Here is a 17,195-nt window from a genome sequence, read left to right as displayed (position 1 = left end):
GAATTTCAACAGGTTTCAATTTTCGCTCATGCCATGCGACGTTGCGAGAGGCGGTGCCTGCGAACGGCGCTTGGGCTCAAGGACCTGTGCCCAACTGGTCCAGGCCCCACCGGGGGTGCGTGCATTGCGGGTTTTTGTTCGTCGGCGCTATTCGCGCTCGCCGCGCCGGATAATTTACGCCGAGCGAGCGGCGCGTCATGCAAAAGCAGCGCCTTGTGGAGGCAAACGGTGTCGGCCGCACTGCCGCGATAGTTCCTGGAAGAAGCCCGCGCCGGGGCGGCTACCCGCTTTGCGCGCTAGAGGTCGGCGATGTGATAGCTGTGCCTACGCCCGATCTCACCATATCGCCGGGGCGATTGGCGGCGGATGTGCGGAAGCCGCAGTCGAAACGATCAGCATATCAGCCTGTGACCGCGCGGCTCCGCCTTCGGTTCAGACCGGCATCCAGTTCATGCTCGACAAGCTGCACAACCGGACCCGTCGCCGGCCCCTATTCGTCGCCGACCAGCAAAATCTCGTCACTTGTGGAGGTGGTGCGATGCGCGATGCCCTGAAGCTCTATGGCTTTCACAAAGCCTTCGACATCGCCTGCTTCAAACACGCCGACGATCTGCCTGTCGGGAACTGCGCCGCCTTCGAAGACCAGTTTTCGGGTGGAATAGCGATTGACGTCTGCCACGGCCTTGGACAGCGGATCATGCATGAAAATCAGGCGCCCCTGGGTCCAGCTCGTTTCCTTGGACACGTCGACGCGGCGGAGCGTCCAGTCGAGATCCGATCCCACCACCAGCTGGCGGCCCGGCACCAGGTCGGCGCCGCCGTCCGAACCCGCGTTCGCGCCTTCGACCCGGACCTTGCCCTCGGTCAAAGTCACGACCATGTTTCCACGGTCCAGACTGACCTCGAACGCGGTCCCGATCGCGCGCACTTTTTTGCCGTCGGCATAGACGACGAACGGACGGTTCGGGTTATGCGCGACGCGGAAAAAGGCGCGCCCCTGGATCAGGTCCAGCCGGCGTTCCGCCGCGCTGTTACGAAGGCGCAATTCGGTTTCGGCATCGAGCGTCACCACCGACCCGTCGGGCAGCGTTATGCGGGTGCGTTGCCCGGTCCCGGTTCGGAAGGCCTGTTGCTGGGTGTCCACGGCATGATGGTCGGGCTGGAGGTCGAGGTAGGGAAGGGCTGTCCAGCCGAGCCCGACCACAAGCAGAAGCGATGCCGCGATGGATAAACCGCGCCGGTATCTCGCGAAGATACCAGCTTTCGCCATGCTCTGTTCCTGAACCGTGGGTAACCTCGGATCGCCCGCGACGGCCCGGCTGAGGTTCCATGCCCGATCGACCCGGCGATAGGCTTGGCGATGATCGTCGGACAGGTCGATCCAGGCGCGAAACTCATCTTCGTCGTCGAGAGTCATGTCACCCGACAGCCGAAGATTCAGCCAATGTACGGCCTGGGCGCGCGCCGCAGCCGACAGCTTTTCCGGATCGTCAGTCATGCGTCCACCTCCATCGCCTGCGCGATGTTCAGCAAGGCTCGCTGCATCAGTTCCTTCACAGAATCTTTCGTAATTCCCATATGTTGTGCGATTGCCTGATAAGTTAGATGTTCAAAACGGTGGAGCTGGAACGCTTCGCGTGCGCGGGGTGGGAGGTTTAATATGGCGTCGAGGACGCGCATATATTCCTGTCGCCCGATGGCTATGCGTTCGGGGGAAATCGGGTCGGCCAGCTCATAATGGTCCAGCCATTCGCCGGTAAGCAGCGTCGGCCGCGCCGCCTGTTTGCGATATTGGCTGATCAGCACATTACGCGCTGTCGCGAACAAATAGCCTTCGACATTTTCGATCGGCGCCCCCAGTTGCGCGGCCTGCAGCCGCACGAACACATCCTGCACCAGATCTTCGACATCGGCCTCCGGTACCCGGCGCCGAAAGAAGCTGCGCAGCCCCGGACCATAGGCCGACATCCATGCCGACAGGTCGCGGTCCGGTTGGGCTGCTGTCATGTACAGGCTGTGCCCTGCGGAGGCGGAGGCAGCCCTTTTTCTCGAAAGCCCAACGTCATTTCCCCACCATGATTAAGTCCGCGAAGGTCCACACGCCGATCGCGCCCGAAAGGGTAGACGCACGGCGAGCGGAACAGGGGGGAGTCTTTTTTTTGCGCTGCTGTGGTTTATTGCGTTTCTGGCTATCGTCCAGCGAATATATCCACATTGGACGGGATATTTTCAATCGATACCCCCCCCTTATTTCGAAATCTTGCGTCATCATTTCTGACGTCAATCAAGTGGGGTCAATAAACGGGGAATAACCCCGGTACAGGGACTTGGGAGGGTAAGCATGCGTCTGCGTTCACGCGGTTTGAATCATTTTTTCTTGAGCAGTGTTGCGATCGGTTGTCTGGCTTTGACGGGCGGTGGGGCGCTCGCGCGTGAAACGGTCACAAGTTATCGGATCCCGGCCCAGCCGCTGGCAAAGGCGCTCCGCGACTTCGGTGTTCAGAGCGGCATGACGATCATGGCCGATGGCGCAGTGGTCACCGGAAAGCGGACGAGCGGCTATAGCAAGCGCGCCGATCCGGAAACCGCGCTGCGTACCCTGCTTGAAGGAACCGGGCTCAGCTTCCGCCGCGAAGGCAGCATCTTCGTGGTCACGCCGTCGAAAGCGGCGCCGTCGCCCAGCCCGTCGCCGACCAGCGCAGCGGATCTTCCCAATGATTCCGAAATCGTGGTGACCGCACAGAAGAAGGAAGAGAAGATCAACGACGTGCCGATCGCGATGACGGCACTTTCGTCAGCTGCACTTGACGATCGCAAGATCGAGGGCGGGTCGGAATTGCTGCGTGCAGTACCGAACGTCAATTTCTCCAAGAGCAATTTCAGCATGTACAATTTCTCGATCCGCGGGATCGGGACCAAGGCGGTTTCGGCGTCAAGTGACCCTGCGGTGGCAGTGAGTTTCAATAATACGCCGTTGGTGCGCAATCGTCTGTTCGAGTCCGAATTTTTCGACATGCAACGGGTGGAAGTGCTGCGCGGACCGCAGGGCACGCTCTATGGCCGCAATGCGACTGGTGGGGTGGTCAACCTGATCCCGATGCTCCCCGAACCCGACTTTGGCTTGTTGGCGAAAGTGGAGGTCGGTAATTTCAAGACGATGCGCGTAAACGCGATGTTGAACGTACCAGTCACCGACACGTTGGGTATACGCGTGGCCGGCGCGCTGACCAGCCGCGACGGGTTCGATTACAATACATTCACCCAAAAGCGCGTCAATGGTCGTGAACTATGGTCGACGCGAGCGATTGCCGAATGGCAACCTAGCGATCGGTTCCGCGTGAACGCTATCTGGCAGCATTTTGAGGAGGATGACAATCGTTCGCGCACGGGCAAGAGTCTTTGTACGCGCGATCCCGGGCCTGCAAAAGTGGGCAATGTCACAATTGCCGATCCGCTGACGCGAGGGCGCATGAGTCAGGGTTGCCTTCCTGGCTCGCTCTATGATGATGCAGCTTATGGTGCACCTAACGGTAATGCGCTTTCCTACTACCTTGCTGCCAGCGGAATTTCTCTCGGGCTCAATCCGATTACCCGCCAACCCGTCACGATGATCAAACCCGGCGACCCGTTTAGCGAGGTAGTGCAGTCACGCAACTTGCGGGAGATTGCAACCAGCTACGATCCAGTTTTTCGCGCAAAGAACGATCTTTTCCAGGTCAATATGGAGTTTGAGCCCGCAGATGGGGTGAAATTTGTTTCCCAATCGGCATACGCTCGCGACAGGTACTATTCTTCACAGGATTACAATCGCTTTGTATCAAAGCAGGTATTCAATGATTCATCCCAGAATCTGAACGATATATTCAACCGCCCAATAGACACGGGCCGGTATCCCGGAGTGACGCCAGGTGGCATTTATTGTGACCCGCAGGTCGGATGCTCCGACCGCCTGTTGTCAATCGACATAAGCCGATCACGAAACCGCCAATGGTCTCAAGAATTGAGGCTGCAGTCCGATCTGGATGGACCAGTCAATTTTAACATCGGGGCAAACTACCTCGATTTCAAATCGAGAGATGATTATTATGTTTTCAATAATTTCTTCACTGCTATCGCTGATTATTTTTACAAGGGCATGCGAGGCGCCGGCGGTGAACTGACTACGAATCCCTGCCCACTCGGTTTTGAGGGTCGCGAGTGTATTTACACGGATCCTAATCCGATCGACAGCCTTGATAATCAAGGACATAACTATTTTCTTAGTCAAAATGGTGTCCGGATCAAATCCAAGGCGCTGTTTGGGGAATTGTACTGGAATATTTCTGACAATCTGAAATTGACGATTGGCAGTCGTTACACCAGCGACAAGAAAATTTCGACGCAGATACCGAGCCAGCTATTGCTCGCCGGGGGAACTGAAACAGCATTTCCCGGGCAACAGACAGGGGGGCGTGTTAATAGTGGCTATCCTGCGCTGGATGATATCAGCCAGAAATGGAGTAAATTTACCGGGAGATTCGTTATTGACTGGAAGCCATCCCTTGGCTTCACAGATGACACGCTGGTCTACTTTTCTGCATCTCGCGGCTATAAGGGCGGCGGAACCAACCCGCCCCGCGTGGATATCAACCCCGCGATCGTGCAGTATCAGCCGCTCGACACAACTTTCAAACCTGAATATGTCAACGCGTTGGAGGTTGGAACAAAGAATAGTTTTGCCGGAGGCCGGTTCACATTGAACGCAACGGCATTCTTTTATGACTATAAAGACTATCAGGTTTCACAAATTGTCGACCGTATCGCGTATAATGAAAATTTTGACGCGACAATTTGGGGGGTGGAACTGGAAACCGCTTGGCGCCCCTCCAGGGCGTTCCGCGTCGATGCCAATCTCGGCTATCTGCGGACGCGACTTGATGACGGTGAGCAGTCGATCGACGTGATGGACCGTACGCAAGGGAACCCCGATTGGGTGGTGCTGCGTCCATGGTTGCAAGCTCCTTCTAATTGCGTCGCGCCGCGCGTACTCGTTGAGCGCATTTTGGCCAGTACGCGCACCAACTTGCATCAGTTGGGGCTGACAGCCATGTGCCCCGGCAGCAATCGCATCGGCGACTTCAATCCTGCCACGTCCGGTGGCACGCCCTATCACGCCCTGTTCGGCTTCACTTACGATCCTCTTGCGCCCTACAATCCAGACAACATTGGCCTGAATATCAATCAGGGCGGCAGTGGCGCGCCGAATATGGGGCGAGGCTTCAATGCCGACTTGTCGGGCAATGAATTGCCCAATTCCCCGCGACTGACGTTCAACCTTGGCGCGCAATACACCCTTTTTATTAGCGGTGGGGATTGGGAGCTAACTCTTCGTGGGGACTATTATCGTCAATCGAAGAGCTATGCGAGAATCTATAACACCACTTATGATCGACTGAGGGCTTGGGACAACGCTAATCTGGCGCTGACTCTCAGCCGTCCCGACGATGCTCTGGCGTTTCAACTTTATGTGAAGAATCTCTTCAACGACGCCCCGATCACTGACGCCTTTACCAACGCTGATGATACCGGATTAAGTACGAATGTCTTCACGCTTGATCCACGTATTATCGGTTTCAGTGTTTCCAAGAAATTTTGAATTTTCTCGGTCGTTATCGGATGAATTAAGTAAAAGTTTTATAATATTGTATTGGAGATATGTCTTATGTACAAAAATAACTAATACAATCAATTGACAATAATGAAAATATATTCAATATTTTTATTGCATCGCGAATCGGCGACGCAATAGTGCGATTGATAATAACTCTTATTTGGGAGAATTTTCATGAAGAAGTTAGCAATTTTTGCGACCGCTGCGCTATCTTTGTTGAATGCGCATGCCGCCAGCGCCCAAACTTGGACGCCGGGGCCGGGCACAGCGCCTGTGTGGGTGTGGCAAGGGACTGTCACCGTTCAGAAGGGTGGTTCTCCGGCTTTCCCTTGCACATTGACCGTCGAGATCGTTAATCCTGGTACCGGTTCAGCTACCGTCACGCAGCAGCCTGCCATCACTCCCGGCAACACTGACGGGGTTGAATTTGATGCCGGCTTTTTTGCCTGCCCGGGGATCGTGCCCGTAACCCAGCCCTTTAACGTCGACTATAATAACGCGGGCGGGGCCGAAACCTTTACGATTCGTAACGTGTATGCGTTTACGCCCACCCCCGGCGACTGTGCGGGCGATATCACCGCTGCCTTCAATGACGACAATCCCCCGACGTCGGGCGATAACAGTCTCGACGTTAACGCAGTTATCCCTGAAGTCACTCCGGGTAGCGGCAATTGCACCATCATCGGCAATCTCCGCCTGATCACTCCGGGAGCGCCGGTGGACATCACCTAATCAACATCGTAGCCGTGCTCCCATGAGGGGTGCACAGGCTCCGGATTACGGGCGCGCAATTTGGGTGCGCCCGTTTTTCGGTCGGAGTTGTGCCATGGCTGATCGGGACGAGCCGGGTGATAGCGTACGGGCCTTGTCCTGATGGCAGTGTTGCCGTCAGGCGCTGGGACGCCGCCTGATGACGATGTCGAGCGCGCGAACACCGGCTGGATGAATGAGTAGGCACAAGTTTTTTGTTTGAATAAGAAATTAGATAGTTATGACTATATGAAATGATTCGACGGATTGGATTTATCCCATTTAGCGATACGGACGACTTTAGCCGCCGTCGGCGCGATCCAATCCGGGAGCGGGTCATTCTTTGGAGGTGCGGACAACTGCGAAATGCTGGCGCTTCCCGATGAGACTAATCCGTCTTGCTTTCGTTTCCTCCGTCGCGGTACCCTTAGGTGTCTACCCGGTTGCTAGTGCGCAGGAAAATGTCGGGGGTGTAAGTGCGATCGCGACTTCGCAAGCGAAGGCGTCGCCTGGCGATCCATCGTCCGATGCCGAAATTGTCGTCACCGCCGGTCGGCGGGGCGAAGCCAAGGTGGCGGCCGAAACCGAGTTCGGCGAAGAGGAAATCGCCAGTCATGGCGCGGACAGCATCCAGGAATTGCTGGGACGGCTTGCCCCCTTCATCAACGACGGCGGCGATGTGCCGGTCATCCTGATCAACGGCAAACCCGTGGGCTTCGATCGCTCGATTCTTTCCTATCCCGCCGAGGCGCTCGAGCGACTGGCTGTGCTGAAACCAGAGGCGGCTGCTCAGTATGGCGAGGCTGCACGCAAGCGCGTCGTCAATCTGGTTCTCAAAAAGAATTTTTCGATGCTGAACGTCGATGCGGGCGCGAATTTTGCGACCGCCGGCGGCCAATATGGCGGCAACCTGTCGGCCGGGCGCAGCGCGATCAGCGGCGATACACGCTGGAATGTCCAGGCGCGGATCAGTGGTGACACCGGACTTCGCAAAGATGCGCGAAATATCCCGCAGCCCGCGGGCCGCTTTGACAGCGTCGGCTTTGTTTCCGGCATCAATGGCGGGGAAATCGACCCAGCGTTGAGCCTGGCCGCCGGTGGGCTGGTGACGGTCGCGGGCATCCCGACGGGCGCGATGGCCGGGGGACCGGCGCTGGCGGATTTCGTCACAACCGCAGGCGAGCTTCATGGTGTCGACCCCCATGTCTATGAAACATTTCAGTCGTCCCGGCGCAACATGTCGATGAATGTCGGGGTGACCCGGCCCGTGGGGGATTTTAGCGTTTCACTGAACGTCAATGCGAACAAAAATGGGAGCGATGGATTGCGGGGCCTGCCCATGGCGTCCGTGGTCATCCCGACGGGAAGCCCATGGTCGCCCTTTGCCGAAGATGTCCTGCTCACCCGTCCTTTCGCGGGCGAGCGGGCGCTACGCAGCGACAATAGCAGCAAATCCATTGGTGGGTCGTTGAGTCTGAACGGGTCGATCGGGGGGTGGCAGACCAGTCTGGGCGTCAACTATTCGCGGAACTGGAGTGATAATCTGTTCGAGACGGGCGTCGATGTAGATCGCGTCCAGCAACTGATTGATGCCGCAGACACGGCCTTCAACCCTTATGGTGTCTGGGATGACAGTTTGTTGCGGAGCAATCGCAATCGCACACGCGGAGAAAATCTGAGCGGGCAGATTCGGGTTCAGAAGAGCATCATTGATCTGCCGGCTGGACCGCTGACATCGAGCTTCTCGGTGAATGCGAGCCGCGGCAGCAGCGAAAGCCGGCGGAGCGACAATCGCGGCGGCCCGGCCGAGGTGTACAAGTCGACAAACAGGCAAATGGATGGGCAGCTATCGCTGAGCGTGCCGATATCTCGTCAGGGGGACGCAGAAATCGGGCCGTTGGGGGATCTTTCCGTCGATCTGTCGATGAGCGGTCAGGCAATGTCGAACAGCCCGCTGCAAACACTGTTTAACGGCACCTTGAGCTGGTCGCCCCTGCCGATGGTGCAATTTCGGGCCTCACTAGACTATTCCGAGGTGTCGCCCTCGTTCGAACTGCTCACCGGCCCGATTGTCACGGCGGTGAACCGGATTTTCGATTATGCGCGCGGGGAGGTCGCCGAGCCGGTCTGGATTACCGGGGGCAATCCCGACCTGGGCCGCGGAAGCCGACAGGGGCTGACGCTCGATGCGACCGTCAGGCCACTCGACAATCAGGTCCTGTCGCTCAACATTGGCTATCGGCAAGCGGTGGCAAAAGGTGCGGTGTCTTCCTTTCCCGAACTGACGCCCGTGATCGAAGCGGCGTTTCCCGAAAGGGTGACGCGCGACGCGGCGGGGCGGCTGATCGCGGTCGATGCCCGCTCGATCAACCTGGCGCGCGATACGGACGCGGGTCTGAGCTCTGGCATCGCGCTCCGACTTCCCGGCCGCGGAGGAGGCAAGGTCGCGCCTGAAAACGCCCTGCAATTTTCCGTCGCGCTCAATCACAGCATGCGGATAAAAAGCCAATTGCAGACCCGCGCCGGGGTTCCTGTCATTGACCGGTTGGAGGGCAGCGGCCAGTCCCGTCACACGCTTTCGATGCAGGTCACCGTCGGAAAGCGAGGTCTCGGCACCAGTTTGAACGGAAGCTGGAGCAGTCCAGCCCGGGTGTCCAACGCCGATCGGCCATTCCGTTTCAAGCCACCGATGATCTTCAATGCCTCGATGTTTTTTGAACCCGACCATATATTCGGTCAGCCCAAAAAGGGTGGGCTGATCAGCAATCTCAAGCTTTCATTCGACGTCCAGAATCTCTTCAACGGCTATCGGCGGGTTACGCTGGACGATGGCAGCGTTCCCGCGGGCTACAGCCGCGAGGAGATTGACCCGCTTGGTCGCGTCGTGCGGATGACGGTGCGCAAACGATTTTAGATGTGCGCTCAGAAGCGGTAGTCGGCGCCGATCACCATGCCTCCTGGTTGAGGCAAGCAAAGGCGAACACGCAAAGCCATCGCTCCGTCCGCCCGAAGTGCGCGGTGAGGAGAAAGCCCGCCAGCCCCACGACGAGCATCAGGTCGGCGAAGAGCGCGAACCTGATGCCGACGAGGAGAAGGTCGGGCATTGCCCTATTTCACGGTAAAGCTGAACTCGCTGCCCATGCGATGCGTGTCGGCGCCGGCGGCCGACCATTTGACCTTGTAGGTGCCGGGGACGAGGACGCGCTTGAGCAGCAGCGTCATCGACTTGCCGTCTTTCCCCATCTGGGCTGTCGTCGGCATTTTCATCGGGGCATGGTTGGCCATGCCGGGCATACCGGTCATCACCAGTTCGGCCTTGACGGTCGAGGCGATCAGTTTTTCGTTAAAGGTCAGTTTGACCGAGGTCACTTTCGACACGGTCGCATTTGCGGTCGGGCTCGACGCCACGAGCTTTGCATGCGCGTGTGCCGCGGTCGGCATCAGCATCAGGGCGAAGGCGGCCGCAGCAGAGGGGAGAAAAGACTTGAACATAATATCTCCAAATATTTGTCTGTCCTGCTAATACGCATATTGTTCCTGCCGCCCTCATTTTTCATCTTTTGAGGGGGGCGGCGCGCGGGTGCGTATGGGCATTGAAGGAATTGCAGGAAAGTCCAATGGACGAACAGCTTCAAATATTGAAAGCAGTTGACCTGCCCGAGGGGCTGGAGATGCTGGACGAGCGGATTTTGCACGCGCTGGCCGGTCGTCAGCGTGAAGCGTTCGCGACGCGGCGGCTGATGGCGCTTGCCGCCTTTGTCTCGCTCGGCGGCGGAATAATTGCGGGCAGTGCGGTATCGGCGCCTGCCGTCGCTGCGAGCCCGATCTCTCCTCTGGGTCCGGTGAACGTGCTGGCGCCGTCTACCCTGCTGGATACCCATTGAGGATGCCGTCGCGCCGCTTGTTGCTGGTCGGGCTCGTTGCGTTCATCGCTGCGTTGGCTGGCGTCTTTGTTGGCCGGGAGGTTTTCGACGCGCCCCGGGCGAGCGAGACCGAACTGCACGCGCTGCTTCACAGTCAGCTGGAACTGACAGATGGTCAGCATGCGAAGATCGAGCAAATCGAAACCCAGTTCGCCGCGCGACGCAAGGCGCGCGAGCAGGAGATGCGCGCCGCCAATGTCCGGCTAGCGCAGGCGATCGAGGCCGAACATGGCTATGGACCCCAGGTCACCGAGGCGATCGATCACACGCATGAGGTGATGGGGACGCTGCAGAAGGAAACGCTGGAGCATCTGTTCGCGATGCGCGGGGTGCTCAACCCCGAACAGGCGGAGATGTTCGACAAAAGCGTGGTCAAGGCGCTGACCGCCGATGCGCGGTGACCCCCGACCTATCGCAGATTAGCGACCGCGAACTGGCGGCGCTGGCGAAAGCTGGCCGGCAGGATGCGTATCGGGAATTTCTGGCACGCTACAAAGCACCGACCTTTCGCCTTATCTATCGCAATATTGGCGATGCCGATGAGGCGATGGACCTGACGCAAGAGGCGTTTGTTTCGGGTTTTGCCGCGCTCGACCGCTATGAAGCAGACCGCCCGTTCAAGGTGTGGATCGCCCGCATCGCGCTCAACAAATGCCGTGACTGGGCGCGGCGCCGCAAGGTCCGCTCTTTTTTCTCGCGCGCGCTGCCACTTGACAGCGCGCATGACGTGGCCAGCGACGTTCCCGCGCCCGACGCCGAAGTGGCCGGACGCGCCGAAATGGCGCGGGTCCGTGCCGCAATGGCCGAGCTGCCGGTCAAGCTGCGCGAAGTGCTGGTGCTGCGCGGGCTGGAAGAGCTGAGCCAGGTTGAGGCCGCTGACATGCTGCAAGTCAGCGAAAAGACGATCGAAACGCGCCTCTATCGCGCGCGCGCGCGGCTCAAGGAACTGCTGGCCGTCGGTGCCCCGGAATAGGCGCTGCGGCGGATTTTGCTGCGAGGGTGAGGGGCGCTCGGGTCGGGCGCGTATGGAAATGTGAACAAGAAGGAACAGTTGAACCAATATGCGTATGAACAGGCGTCATTTTGTCAGCGGAGCTTTGGGTGGAGGGACCGTGGCCGGGCTGGCCGCATGGTTCCCGGCGTGGGCGCAGCCCGTCTCGACGGGGATCGTCGCGTCGCTTCCGACCGTATCGGGCAATGACATCACGCTGCGTATTGCGCGCCAGACGATGCGCGTCGACGGCAAGGTCAGCCGTGCGATCGGAATCAACGGCACCGTCCCGGCACCGCTGGTTCGCCTGAAGGAGGGGCAGACGGCAAAGCTCACCGTCGTCAACGACCTCGACGAGGACAGCTCGATCCATTGGCACGGCCTGATCCTGCCGTTCCAGATGGACGGCGTTCCGGGGGTCAGCTTCCCCGGCATCAAGCCGCGCTCGACCTTCGTCTATGAATTTCCGGTCGTTCAGTCGGGCACCTATTGGTACCACAGCCATTCGGGGCTGCAGGAACAGATCGGTCATTATGGCCCGATCGTCATCGATCCCGCGGGGGCCGATCCGGTCGCGCACGACCGCGAGCATGTGATCGTGCTGTCGGACCACAGCCGGATTTCGCCCGAGGAGATTTTCCGCAAGCTGAAGGTCAATCCTGGCCATTTCAACATGCAGCGCCAGACGCTCGGCGGGCTGCTCGCGGGCAAGGATCAGCCGCTCAAGGACCGTGTCGAATGGGGCGCGATGCGTATGGACCCGACCGATGTCGCGGACGTCAACGGGTCGACCTACACCTTCCTCGTCAATGGCTATGGCCCGCGCGACAATTGGACCGCGCTGTTCACGCCGGGCGAGCGCGTCCGCCTGCGCATCATCAACGCGTCGGCGATGTCGATTTTCAACGTCCGTATTCCAGGGCTGCGGATGACCGTGGTGCAGTCCGATGGCTTGAACGTCGTGCCGGTCGAAATCGACGAGTTCCAGATCGGCGTCGCCGAAACCTATGACGTCATCGTCACCCCGACCGACGATCGCGCCTATACGTTCGTCGCCGAGGTCAACGACCGTTCGGGCATGGCGCGCGCGACACTGGCGCCGCGCGCCGGGATGGCGGCCGAGGTTCCGCCACTGCGCAAGCGTCCGCTCGCGACGATGACCGACATGGGCATGGGCGCGATGGCGGGCGGCGCGGCGGGCGATGCCGCCTGCACCCCCGAACATGCTGCAATGGGTCATTGCACCCCCGCCGCCGATGCCGGGGCGGCCGACCACTCCGCCCATGGCGCGGCTGCTGGCGGCGCCATGAACCACAGCATGCGCGACTTCAGCGTCGCGCCGCAGGTCAAGCGCGACCCCAGCGTCCAGTCGATTTCGCCGATGCCGATCAACCGGATGGGCGAACCGGGGCAGGGGCTGGAAGATGTCGGCCACAAGGTGCTGACCTATCACGACCTGAAATCGCTCGACCGCAACCCCGATGTCCGCGCGCCCGAACGCTCGCTCGACATCCATCTGACCGGCAATATGGAACGCTTCATGTGGTCGTTCGACGGCGTGAAAATGTCCGATCATCACGAGCCCATCCCGTTCCTTGAGGGCGAGCGGGTGCGCGTCAATCTGATCAACGATTCGATGATGGTCCACCCCATCCACCTGCACGGCCATTTCTTTGAACTGGTGACGGGCAAGGGCGACCATTCGCCGCGCAAGCACACGGTGATCGTCCAGCCGGGCGGCATCGCGACCTTCGACTTCACCGCCGACGCGCTCGGCGACTGGGCGTTCCACTGCCATCTTCTCTATCATATGCACGCGGGGATGATGCGTGTTGTCAGCGTCCGCCCGCGCGGAGACGCCGCATGACCCGCGTCTGGACCCTGCTCGTCGGTCTGTCGGCGATTGCTTTCGCGGCCCCCGCAGCGGCGCAGTCGGCGCATGATGGCCATGCGCCGGCGAAGCCCGCCGCCGATGCCGGTTGCACGCCCGAACATGCCGCGATGGGGCACTGCATCCTTGAGGGTGAGGGCACCACGACCAGCGCGCATGGCGAGCAGATGCCCGCGCCTGCCGAGGGTGATGCCGGCTGTACCCCCGAACATGCGGCGATGGGCCATTGCAGGCTGAAGGACGATCCCGCCCCCACGGCGCATGGCGATCATACGCCTGCGCCAGTGGCGAGCGACCCGGATTGCGCGCCCGAGCATGCCGCCATGGGGCATTGCACGCCCAAGGCGGCGGCTCCTGCGGTTGGCGCGGTCGGCACCGATCTACCCGCGGGCGACGCTCCCGCCCCGGCACCGCCCAGCGACTGGTACGCCGACCGCATTTTCCCTAAGGCCGAAATGGAGCATGCCCGCCACGCGATGATGGTCGAAAGCGGCGGCCTGTTGATCGGCTACACCAGCTTCGACCTCGAATATCAGTCGCGCAAGGGGCATGACGGCTACAGCTGGAATGGCGAAGTCTGGTATGGCGGCGACATCAACCGGCTGACGATCAAGAACGAGGGCGAAGGAGCCTTTGGTGAGGGGCTGGAGGGCACCGAAACGCAATTGCTTTATAGCCGCGCGATCGGTCCCTATTTCAACGCGCAGGCCGGTGTCCGTCAGGACTTTGGCCCCGGCGCCGATCGCACCTATGCAACGATCGGCTTCGAAGGGCTCGCGCCCTATTGGTTCGAGGTCGAGGGCGCTTTGTTCCTGTCGGACAAGGGCGACCTGCTCGGCCGGTTCGAGGCCGAATATGACCAGCGGATCACCCAGAAGCTGGTTTTGCAGCCCGCGGCCGAGGTGAGCTTCGCGCTGCAGGATGTTCCTGAAAGCGGGATCGGATCGGGCGTGTCCGACGTCGAACTCGGGCTGCGTCTGCGCTACGAGATCGTCAAGGAATTCGCGCCCTATGTCGGCGTCGCATGGAGCCGCAAGCTCGGCGACACCGCGCGCTTTGCCCGCACGGCGGGTGAGGGTGTCGAAAGCACGAGCCTGGTGATCGGCGTAAGGACCTGGTTTTGACGGCGGCGCGATATAGCCGGCGCAGCCTGCTTGGCCTGATCGCGGCAGCGGGCGGGGTCGCGCTCGCGGGATGCAACAGCGCGCCCGCGGCGCCGGTTGCCGACAAGGCGACCGAAGCGCTGCCTGCGGCGAAAAAGATGCTCGTTTATCGCGATCCCGAATGCGGTTGTTGCACCGCCTGGGCCGAGATCGCGCAAAAGGCGGGCTATGAGGTGACGGTCGAAAGCCGCCCCGACATGCCTGAGATCAAGGTTCGCCATGGCGTGCCTGCCGAACTCGCGTCCTGTCACACGGTGATCGTCGCGGGCTATGTACTCGAAGGCCATGTGCCGATGCGGCATATCGACAAGCTGCTGCGCGACAAGCCGCGCGATATCGTCGGGCTGGCAGTGCCGGGCATGCCGCGCGGTTCGCCGGGAATGGAAATGCCCGATGGCAGCGTCGATGCGTTCGACGTGATGGCGTTCGATGCCAAGGGGTTGGCGGTCGTTTATACGGCTTAGAGTGGCGTGCGTTAAATCCGCTCCACCCTAAACCCCGTTTGTGCTGAGCTTGTCGAAGCACTGTCCTTCTGCGCCGCCGAAAGAAAGAACGGCCCTTCGACAAGCTCAGGGCGAACGGTTTAGATTTGCGCGAATTGCTCTGCGCCGCTGAATATCTCGGCGACAATGACGGGGTGGTCGAAGGTGAGTCCGGTCACCTCTTTCGGCGTGAGCAGCAAGGCATCCTCAGCGGCCAGATTGATGGATTGGCCGTTTAGCCCGATTGTCGTCGCACTCTCTGCCAGCAACAACAACTGATCGGCCTTACTTAGGCGCCCGGTCGTCCAGCGCTCAAGCATAATGCGTGCGTCCCCGCGCCGCGCCATGAGGTTGAGGACGATGCACGCGCCGCCGCAAGGGCGGGCGGAAACCGCTTCCTCGCCTGCGAAAGCCTGCGCCGGGTCGCCCGCTTCGAGATCCCGTTCGTCGTCCCCGACTGCAAGCGTCAGTTTGCCGTGCAGCAACATGAGCGCGCGATCGACGCCGGGCCAGGGCGAAAAAGGACCGTCGGCGGCGATCGTCGCGATGCTCGCGCGCCACAGGAAATCTTCATCGCCGGCGCCCTCGGGGAACAGCGCGACGTCACGCGTGACGCCGCCGCCGTTCCGCCACGCGCGGGCGATGCGCGCCTCCGCCGGCAGGTGCCGGACCGAAGTCACCCCGTGATGCCGGGCAGGTCGAGGCCTTTTTCGCGCGCGCAATCGAGCGCGATGTCATAGCCTGCGTCGGCGTGGCGCATCACCCCGGTCGCGGGGTCGTTCCACAACACGCGCTCGAGCCGCGCTGCGGCTTCGGGGGTGCCGTCGGCGACGATCACCATGCCGCTGTGCTGCGAAAAGCCCATGCCGACTCCGCCGCCATGGTGGAGCGACACCCACGTCGCGCCGCTCGCGGTGTTGAGCAGGGCGTTGAGCAGCGGCCAGTCCGAAACCGCATCGCTGCCGTCACGCATCGCTTCGGTCTCGCGGTTGGGCGAGGCGACCGAGCCGGAGTCGAGATGGTCGCGGCCGATCACGACGGGCGCCTTGAGTTCGCCGTTCGCGACCATCTCGTTGAACGCGAGGCCAAGCCGGTGGCGATCTCCGAGGCCGACCCAGCATATGCGCGCGGGCATCCCCTGAAACTGGATCTTCTCGCGCGCCATGTCGAGCCAGCGGTGGAGATGCGCGTTGTCGGGGAGCAGTTCCTTCACCTTGGCATCGGTCTTGTAGATATCCTCGGGATCGCCCGACAGTGCGGCCCAGCGGAACGGCCCGACGCCGCGGCAGAAGAGTGGGCGGATATAGGCGGGGACGAAGCCCGGGAAGTCGAAGGCATTTTCGACGCCCTCATCCTTCGCGACCTGGCGGATATTATTGCCGTAATCGGTGGTCGGAACCCCGGCAGCCTGGAAATCGAGCATCGCGCGGACGTGGACGGCCATCGATGCCTTGGCGGCTTTGGCGACCGCGGCGGGATCGCTTTCGCGTTTGTCGATCCATTCGGCGACGGTCCAGCCTGCCGGTAGATAGCCATTCACCGGATCATGCGCGCTCGTCTGGTCGGTGAGCAGGTCGGGGCGGATGCCGCGGCGATAAAGTTCGGGCAGAAGTTCGGCGGCATTGCCGAGCAGGCCGACCGATATCGGCTTTTTGTCGGCGCAGCTCTTTTCGATCAGCGCCATCGCTTCCTCGATCGTCGAGGCGGCGGCGTCGAGATAGCCGGTGCGCAGGCGCATTTCGATGCGGCTCGGCTGACACTCAATCGCGAGGCACGACGCGCCCGCCATCACCGCTGCGAGCGGCTGCGCGCCGCCCATGCCGCCGAGGCCTGCGGTAAGCAGCCATTTGCCCGCGAGGCTGCCGCCATGATGCTGGCGGCCCATTTCGACGAAGGTTTCATAGGTGCCCTGAACGATGCCCTGCGTGCCGATATAGATCCACGACCCGGCGGTCATCTGGCCGTACATCGCGAGGCCGCGCTTATCGAGTTCGTTGAAATGATCCCAATTCGCCCAATGCGGGACGAGATTCGAGTTGGCGATCAGCACGCGCGGCGCATTTTCATGGGTGCGGAACACGCCGACGGGCTTGCCCGACTGGACAAGCAGGGTTTCGTCGCCTTCCAGCCGCCGCAGCGTATCGACGATCTTGTCATAGCTTTCCCAGTCGCGCGCGGCGCGGCCGATGCCGCCATAGACGACGAGTTCCTCGGGCCGCTCGGCGACGTCGGGGTGGAGATTGTTCATCAGCATGCGCAGCGGGGCTTCGGTCAGCCAGCCTTTGGCCGACAATTCGGTTCCGGTAGCGGCCTTGATGATGCGGCTGTTGTCGAGACGGGTCATG

Annotated in this window: 15 protein-coding genes; 9 read left to right on the top strand and 6 right to left on the bottom strand. The window is 60.7% G+C overall.

Annotated elements, in window-relative coordinates; all coding sequences use genetic code 11:
* Positions 1-490: 490 nt before the first annotated feature.
* The gene (locus CDQ91_RS01545; protein ID WP_088470949.1) at positions 491-1,498 is read right to left on the bottom strand and encodes a FecR family protein; all 1,008 of its coding nucleotides are present in this window, start codon (positions 1,496-1,498) and stop codon (positions 491-493) included.
* Positions 1,495-2,007, bottom strand: a complete 513-nt coding sequence (locus CDQ91_RS01540; protein WP_088470948.1) for an RNA polymerase sigma factor — start codon at positions 2,005-2,007, stop codon at positions 1,495-1,497. Before CDQ91_RS01540 ends, CDQ91_RS01545 begins: the two co-directional genes overlap by 4 nt.
* A gap of 334 nt (positions 2,008-2,341) precedes the next feature.
* Between CDQ91_RS01540 and CDQ91_RS01535 the strand changes: the two genes are divergently transcribed.
* The 3 genes from CDQ91_RS01535 (at position 2,342) to CDQ91_RS01525 (ending at position 9,314) form a co-directional block, all read left to right on the top strand.
* Positions 2,342-5,635, top strand: a complete 3,294-nt coding sequence (locus CDQ91_RS01535; RefSeq protein WP_088470947.1) for a TonB-dependent receptor — start codon at positions 2,342-2,344, stop codon at positions 5,633-5,635.
* Between the two features lie 189 nt (positions 5,636-5,824).
* Positions 5,825-6,382: a hypothetical protein gene (locus CDQ91_RS01530; protein WP_088470946.1), complete on the top strand. Its 558-nt coding sequence runs from the start codon at positions 5,825-5,827 to the stop codon at positions 6,380-6,382.
* A 400-nt stretch (positions 6,383-6,782) separates the two neighbouring features.
* Positions 6,783-9,314 carry a TonB-dependent receptor gene (locus CDQ91_RS01525; protein WP_144036655.1) on the top strand — a complete coding sequence of 844 codons (2,532 nt, stop codon included), beginning with the start codon at positions 6,783-6,785 and terminating at the stop codon, positions 9,312-9,314.
* 31 nt (positions 9,315-9,345) lie between these two features.
* Here CDQ91_RS01525 and CDQ91_RS21185 read toward each other — a convergent pair whose 3' ends face one another.
* Together CDQ91_RS21185 and copC are read right to left on the bottom strand one after the other, a co-directional pair.
* Positions 9,346-9,504, bottom strand: coding sequence for a hypothetical protein (locus CDQ91_RS21185; RefSeq protein ID WP_158213586.1), 159 nt, complete (start codon positions 9,502-9,504; stop codon positions 9,346-9,348).
* Positions 9,505-9,508: 4 nt separating this feature from the next.
* Positions 9,509-9,892, bottom strand: a complete 384-nt coding sequence (copC, locus tag CDQ91_RS01520) for a copper homeostasis periplasmic binding protein CopC (protein ID WP_088470944.1) — start codon at positions 9,890-9,892, stop codon at positions 9,509-9,511.
* A gap of 125 nt (positions 9,893-10,017) precedes the next feature.
* On the opposite strand from copC, the gene CDQ91_RS01515 reads away from it, so the two are divergent.
* The 6 genes from CDQ91_RS01515 (at position 10,018) to CDQ91_RS01490 (ending at position 14,832) form a co-directional block, all read left to right on the top strand.
* Positions 10,018-10,284 carry a hypothetical protein gene (locus tag CDQ91_RS01515; protein WP_088470943.1) on the top strand — a complete coding sequence of 89 codons (267 nt, stop codon included), beginning with the start codon at positions 10,018-10,020 and terminating at the stop codon, positions 10,282-10,284.
* A 2-nt stretch (positions 10,285-10,286) separates the two neighbouring features.
* Positions 10,287-10,724, top strand: a complete 438-nt coding sequence (locus CDQ91_RS01510; RefSeq protein ID WP_088470942.1) for a Spy/CpxP family protein refolding chaperone — start codon at positions 10,287-10,289, stop codon at positions 10,722-10,724.
* Positions 10,721-11,296 carry an RNA polymerase sigma factor gene (locus CDQ91_RS01505; protein WP_088470941.1) on the top strand — a complete coding sequence of 192 codons (576 nt, stop codon included), beginning with the start codon at positions 10,721-10,723 and terminating at the stop codon, positions 11,294-11,296. Before CDQ91_RS01510 ends, CDQ91_RS01505 begins: the two co-directional genes overlap by 4 nt.
* An 88-nt stretch (positions 11,297-11,384) precedes the next feature.
* The gene (locus CDQ91_RS01500; protein ID WP_088470940.1) at positions 11,385-13,181 is read left to right on the top strand and encodes a copper resistance system multicopper oxidase; all 1,797 of its coding nucleotides are present in this window, start codon (positions 11,385-11,387) and stop codon (positions 13,179-13,181) included.
* Positions 13,178-14,329, top strand: coding sequence for a copper resistance protein B (locus CDQ91_RS01495; RefSeq protein WP_088470939.1), 1,152 nt, complete (start codon positions 13,178-13,180; stop codon positions 14,327-14,329). The genes CDQ91_RS01500 and CDQ91_RS01495 overlap by 4 nt, the downstream gene beginning before the upstream one ends.
* Complete coding sequence (locus CDQ91_RS01490; protein WP_088470938.1) at positions 14,326-14,832, top strand: DUF411 domain-containing protein; 507 nt, start codon at positions 14,326-14,328, stop codon at positions 14,830-14,832. The genes CDQ91_RS01495 and CDQ91_RS01490 overlap by 4 nt, the downstream gene beginning before the upstream one ends.
* A gap of 119 nt (positions 14,833-14,951) precedes the next feature.
* Here the strand turns inward: CDQ91_RS01490 and CDQ91_RS01485 are convergent, their stop codons facing one another.
* The gene (locus tag CDQ91_RS01485; protein ID WP_088470937.1) at positions 14,952-15,530 is read right to left on the bottom strand and encodes a HutD/Ves family protein; all 579 of its coding nucleotides are present in this window, start codon (positions 15,528-15,530) and stop codon (positions 14,952-14,954) included.
* On the bottom strand, positions 15,527-17,194 hold the full coding sequence (hutU, locus tag CDQ91_RS01480; protein ID WP_088470936.1) for a urocanate hydratase: 1,668 nt from the start codon (positions 17,192-17,194) through the stop codon (positions 15,527-15,529). Before hutU ends, CDQ91_RS01485 begins: the two co-directional genes overlap by 4 nt.
* Position 17,195: the final 1 nt, after the last annotated feature.

It is taken from the genome of Sphingopyxis witflariensis, assembly GCF_002205635.1.
Lineage (GTDB): Bacteria > Pseudomonadota > Alphaproteobacteria > Sphingomonadales > Sphingomonadaceae > Sphingopyxis > Sphingopyxis witflariensis.
The sequence above is the reverse complement of the archived record's forward strand: the minus strand, read 5'-3'. Positions and strand labels throughout refer to the sequence as shown.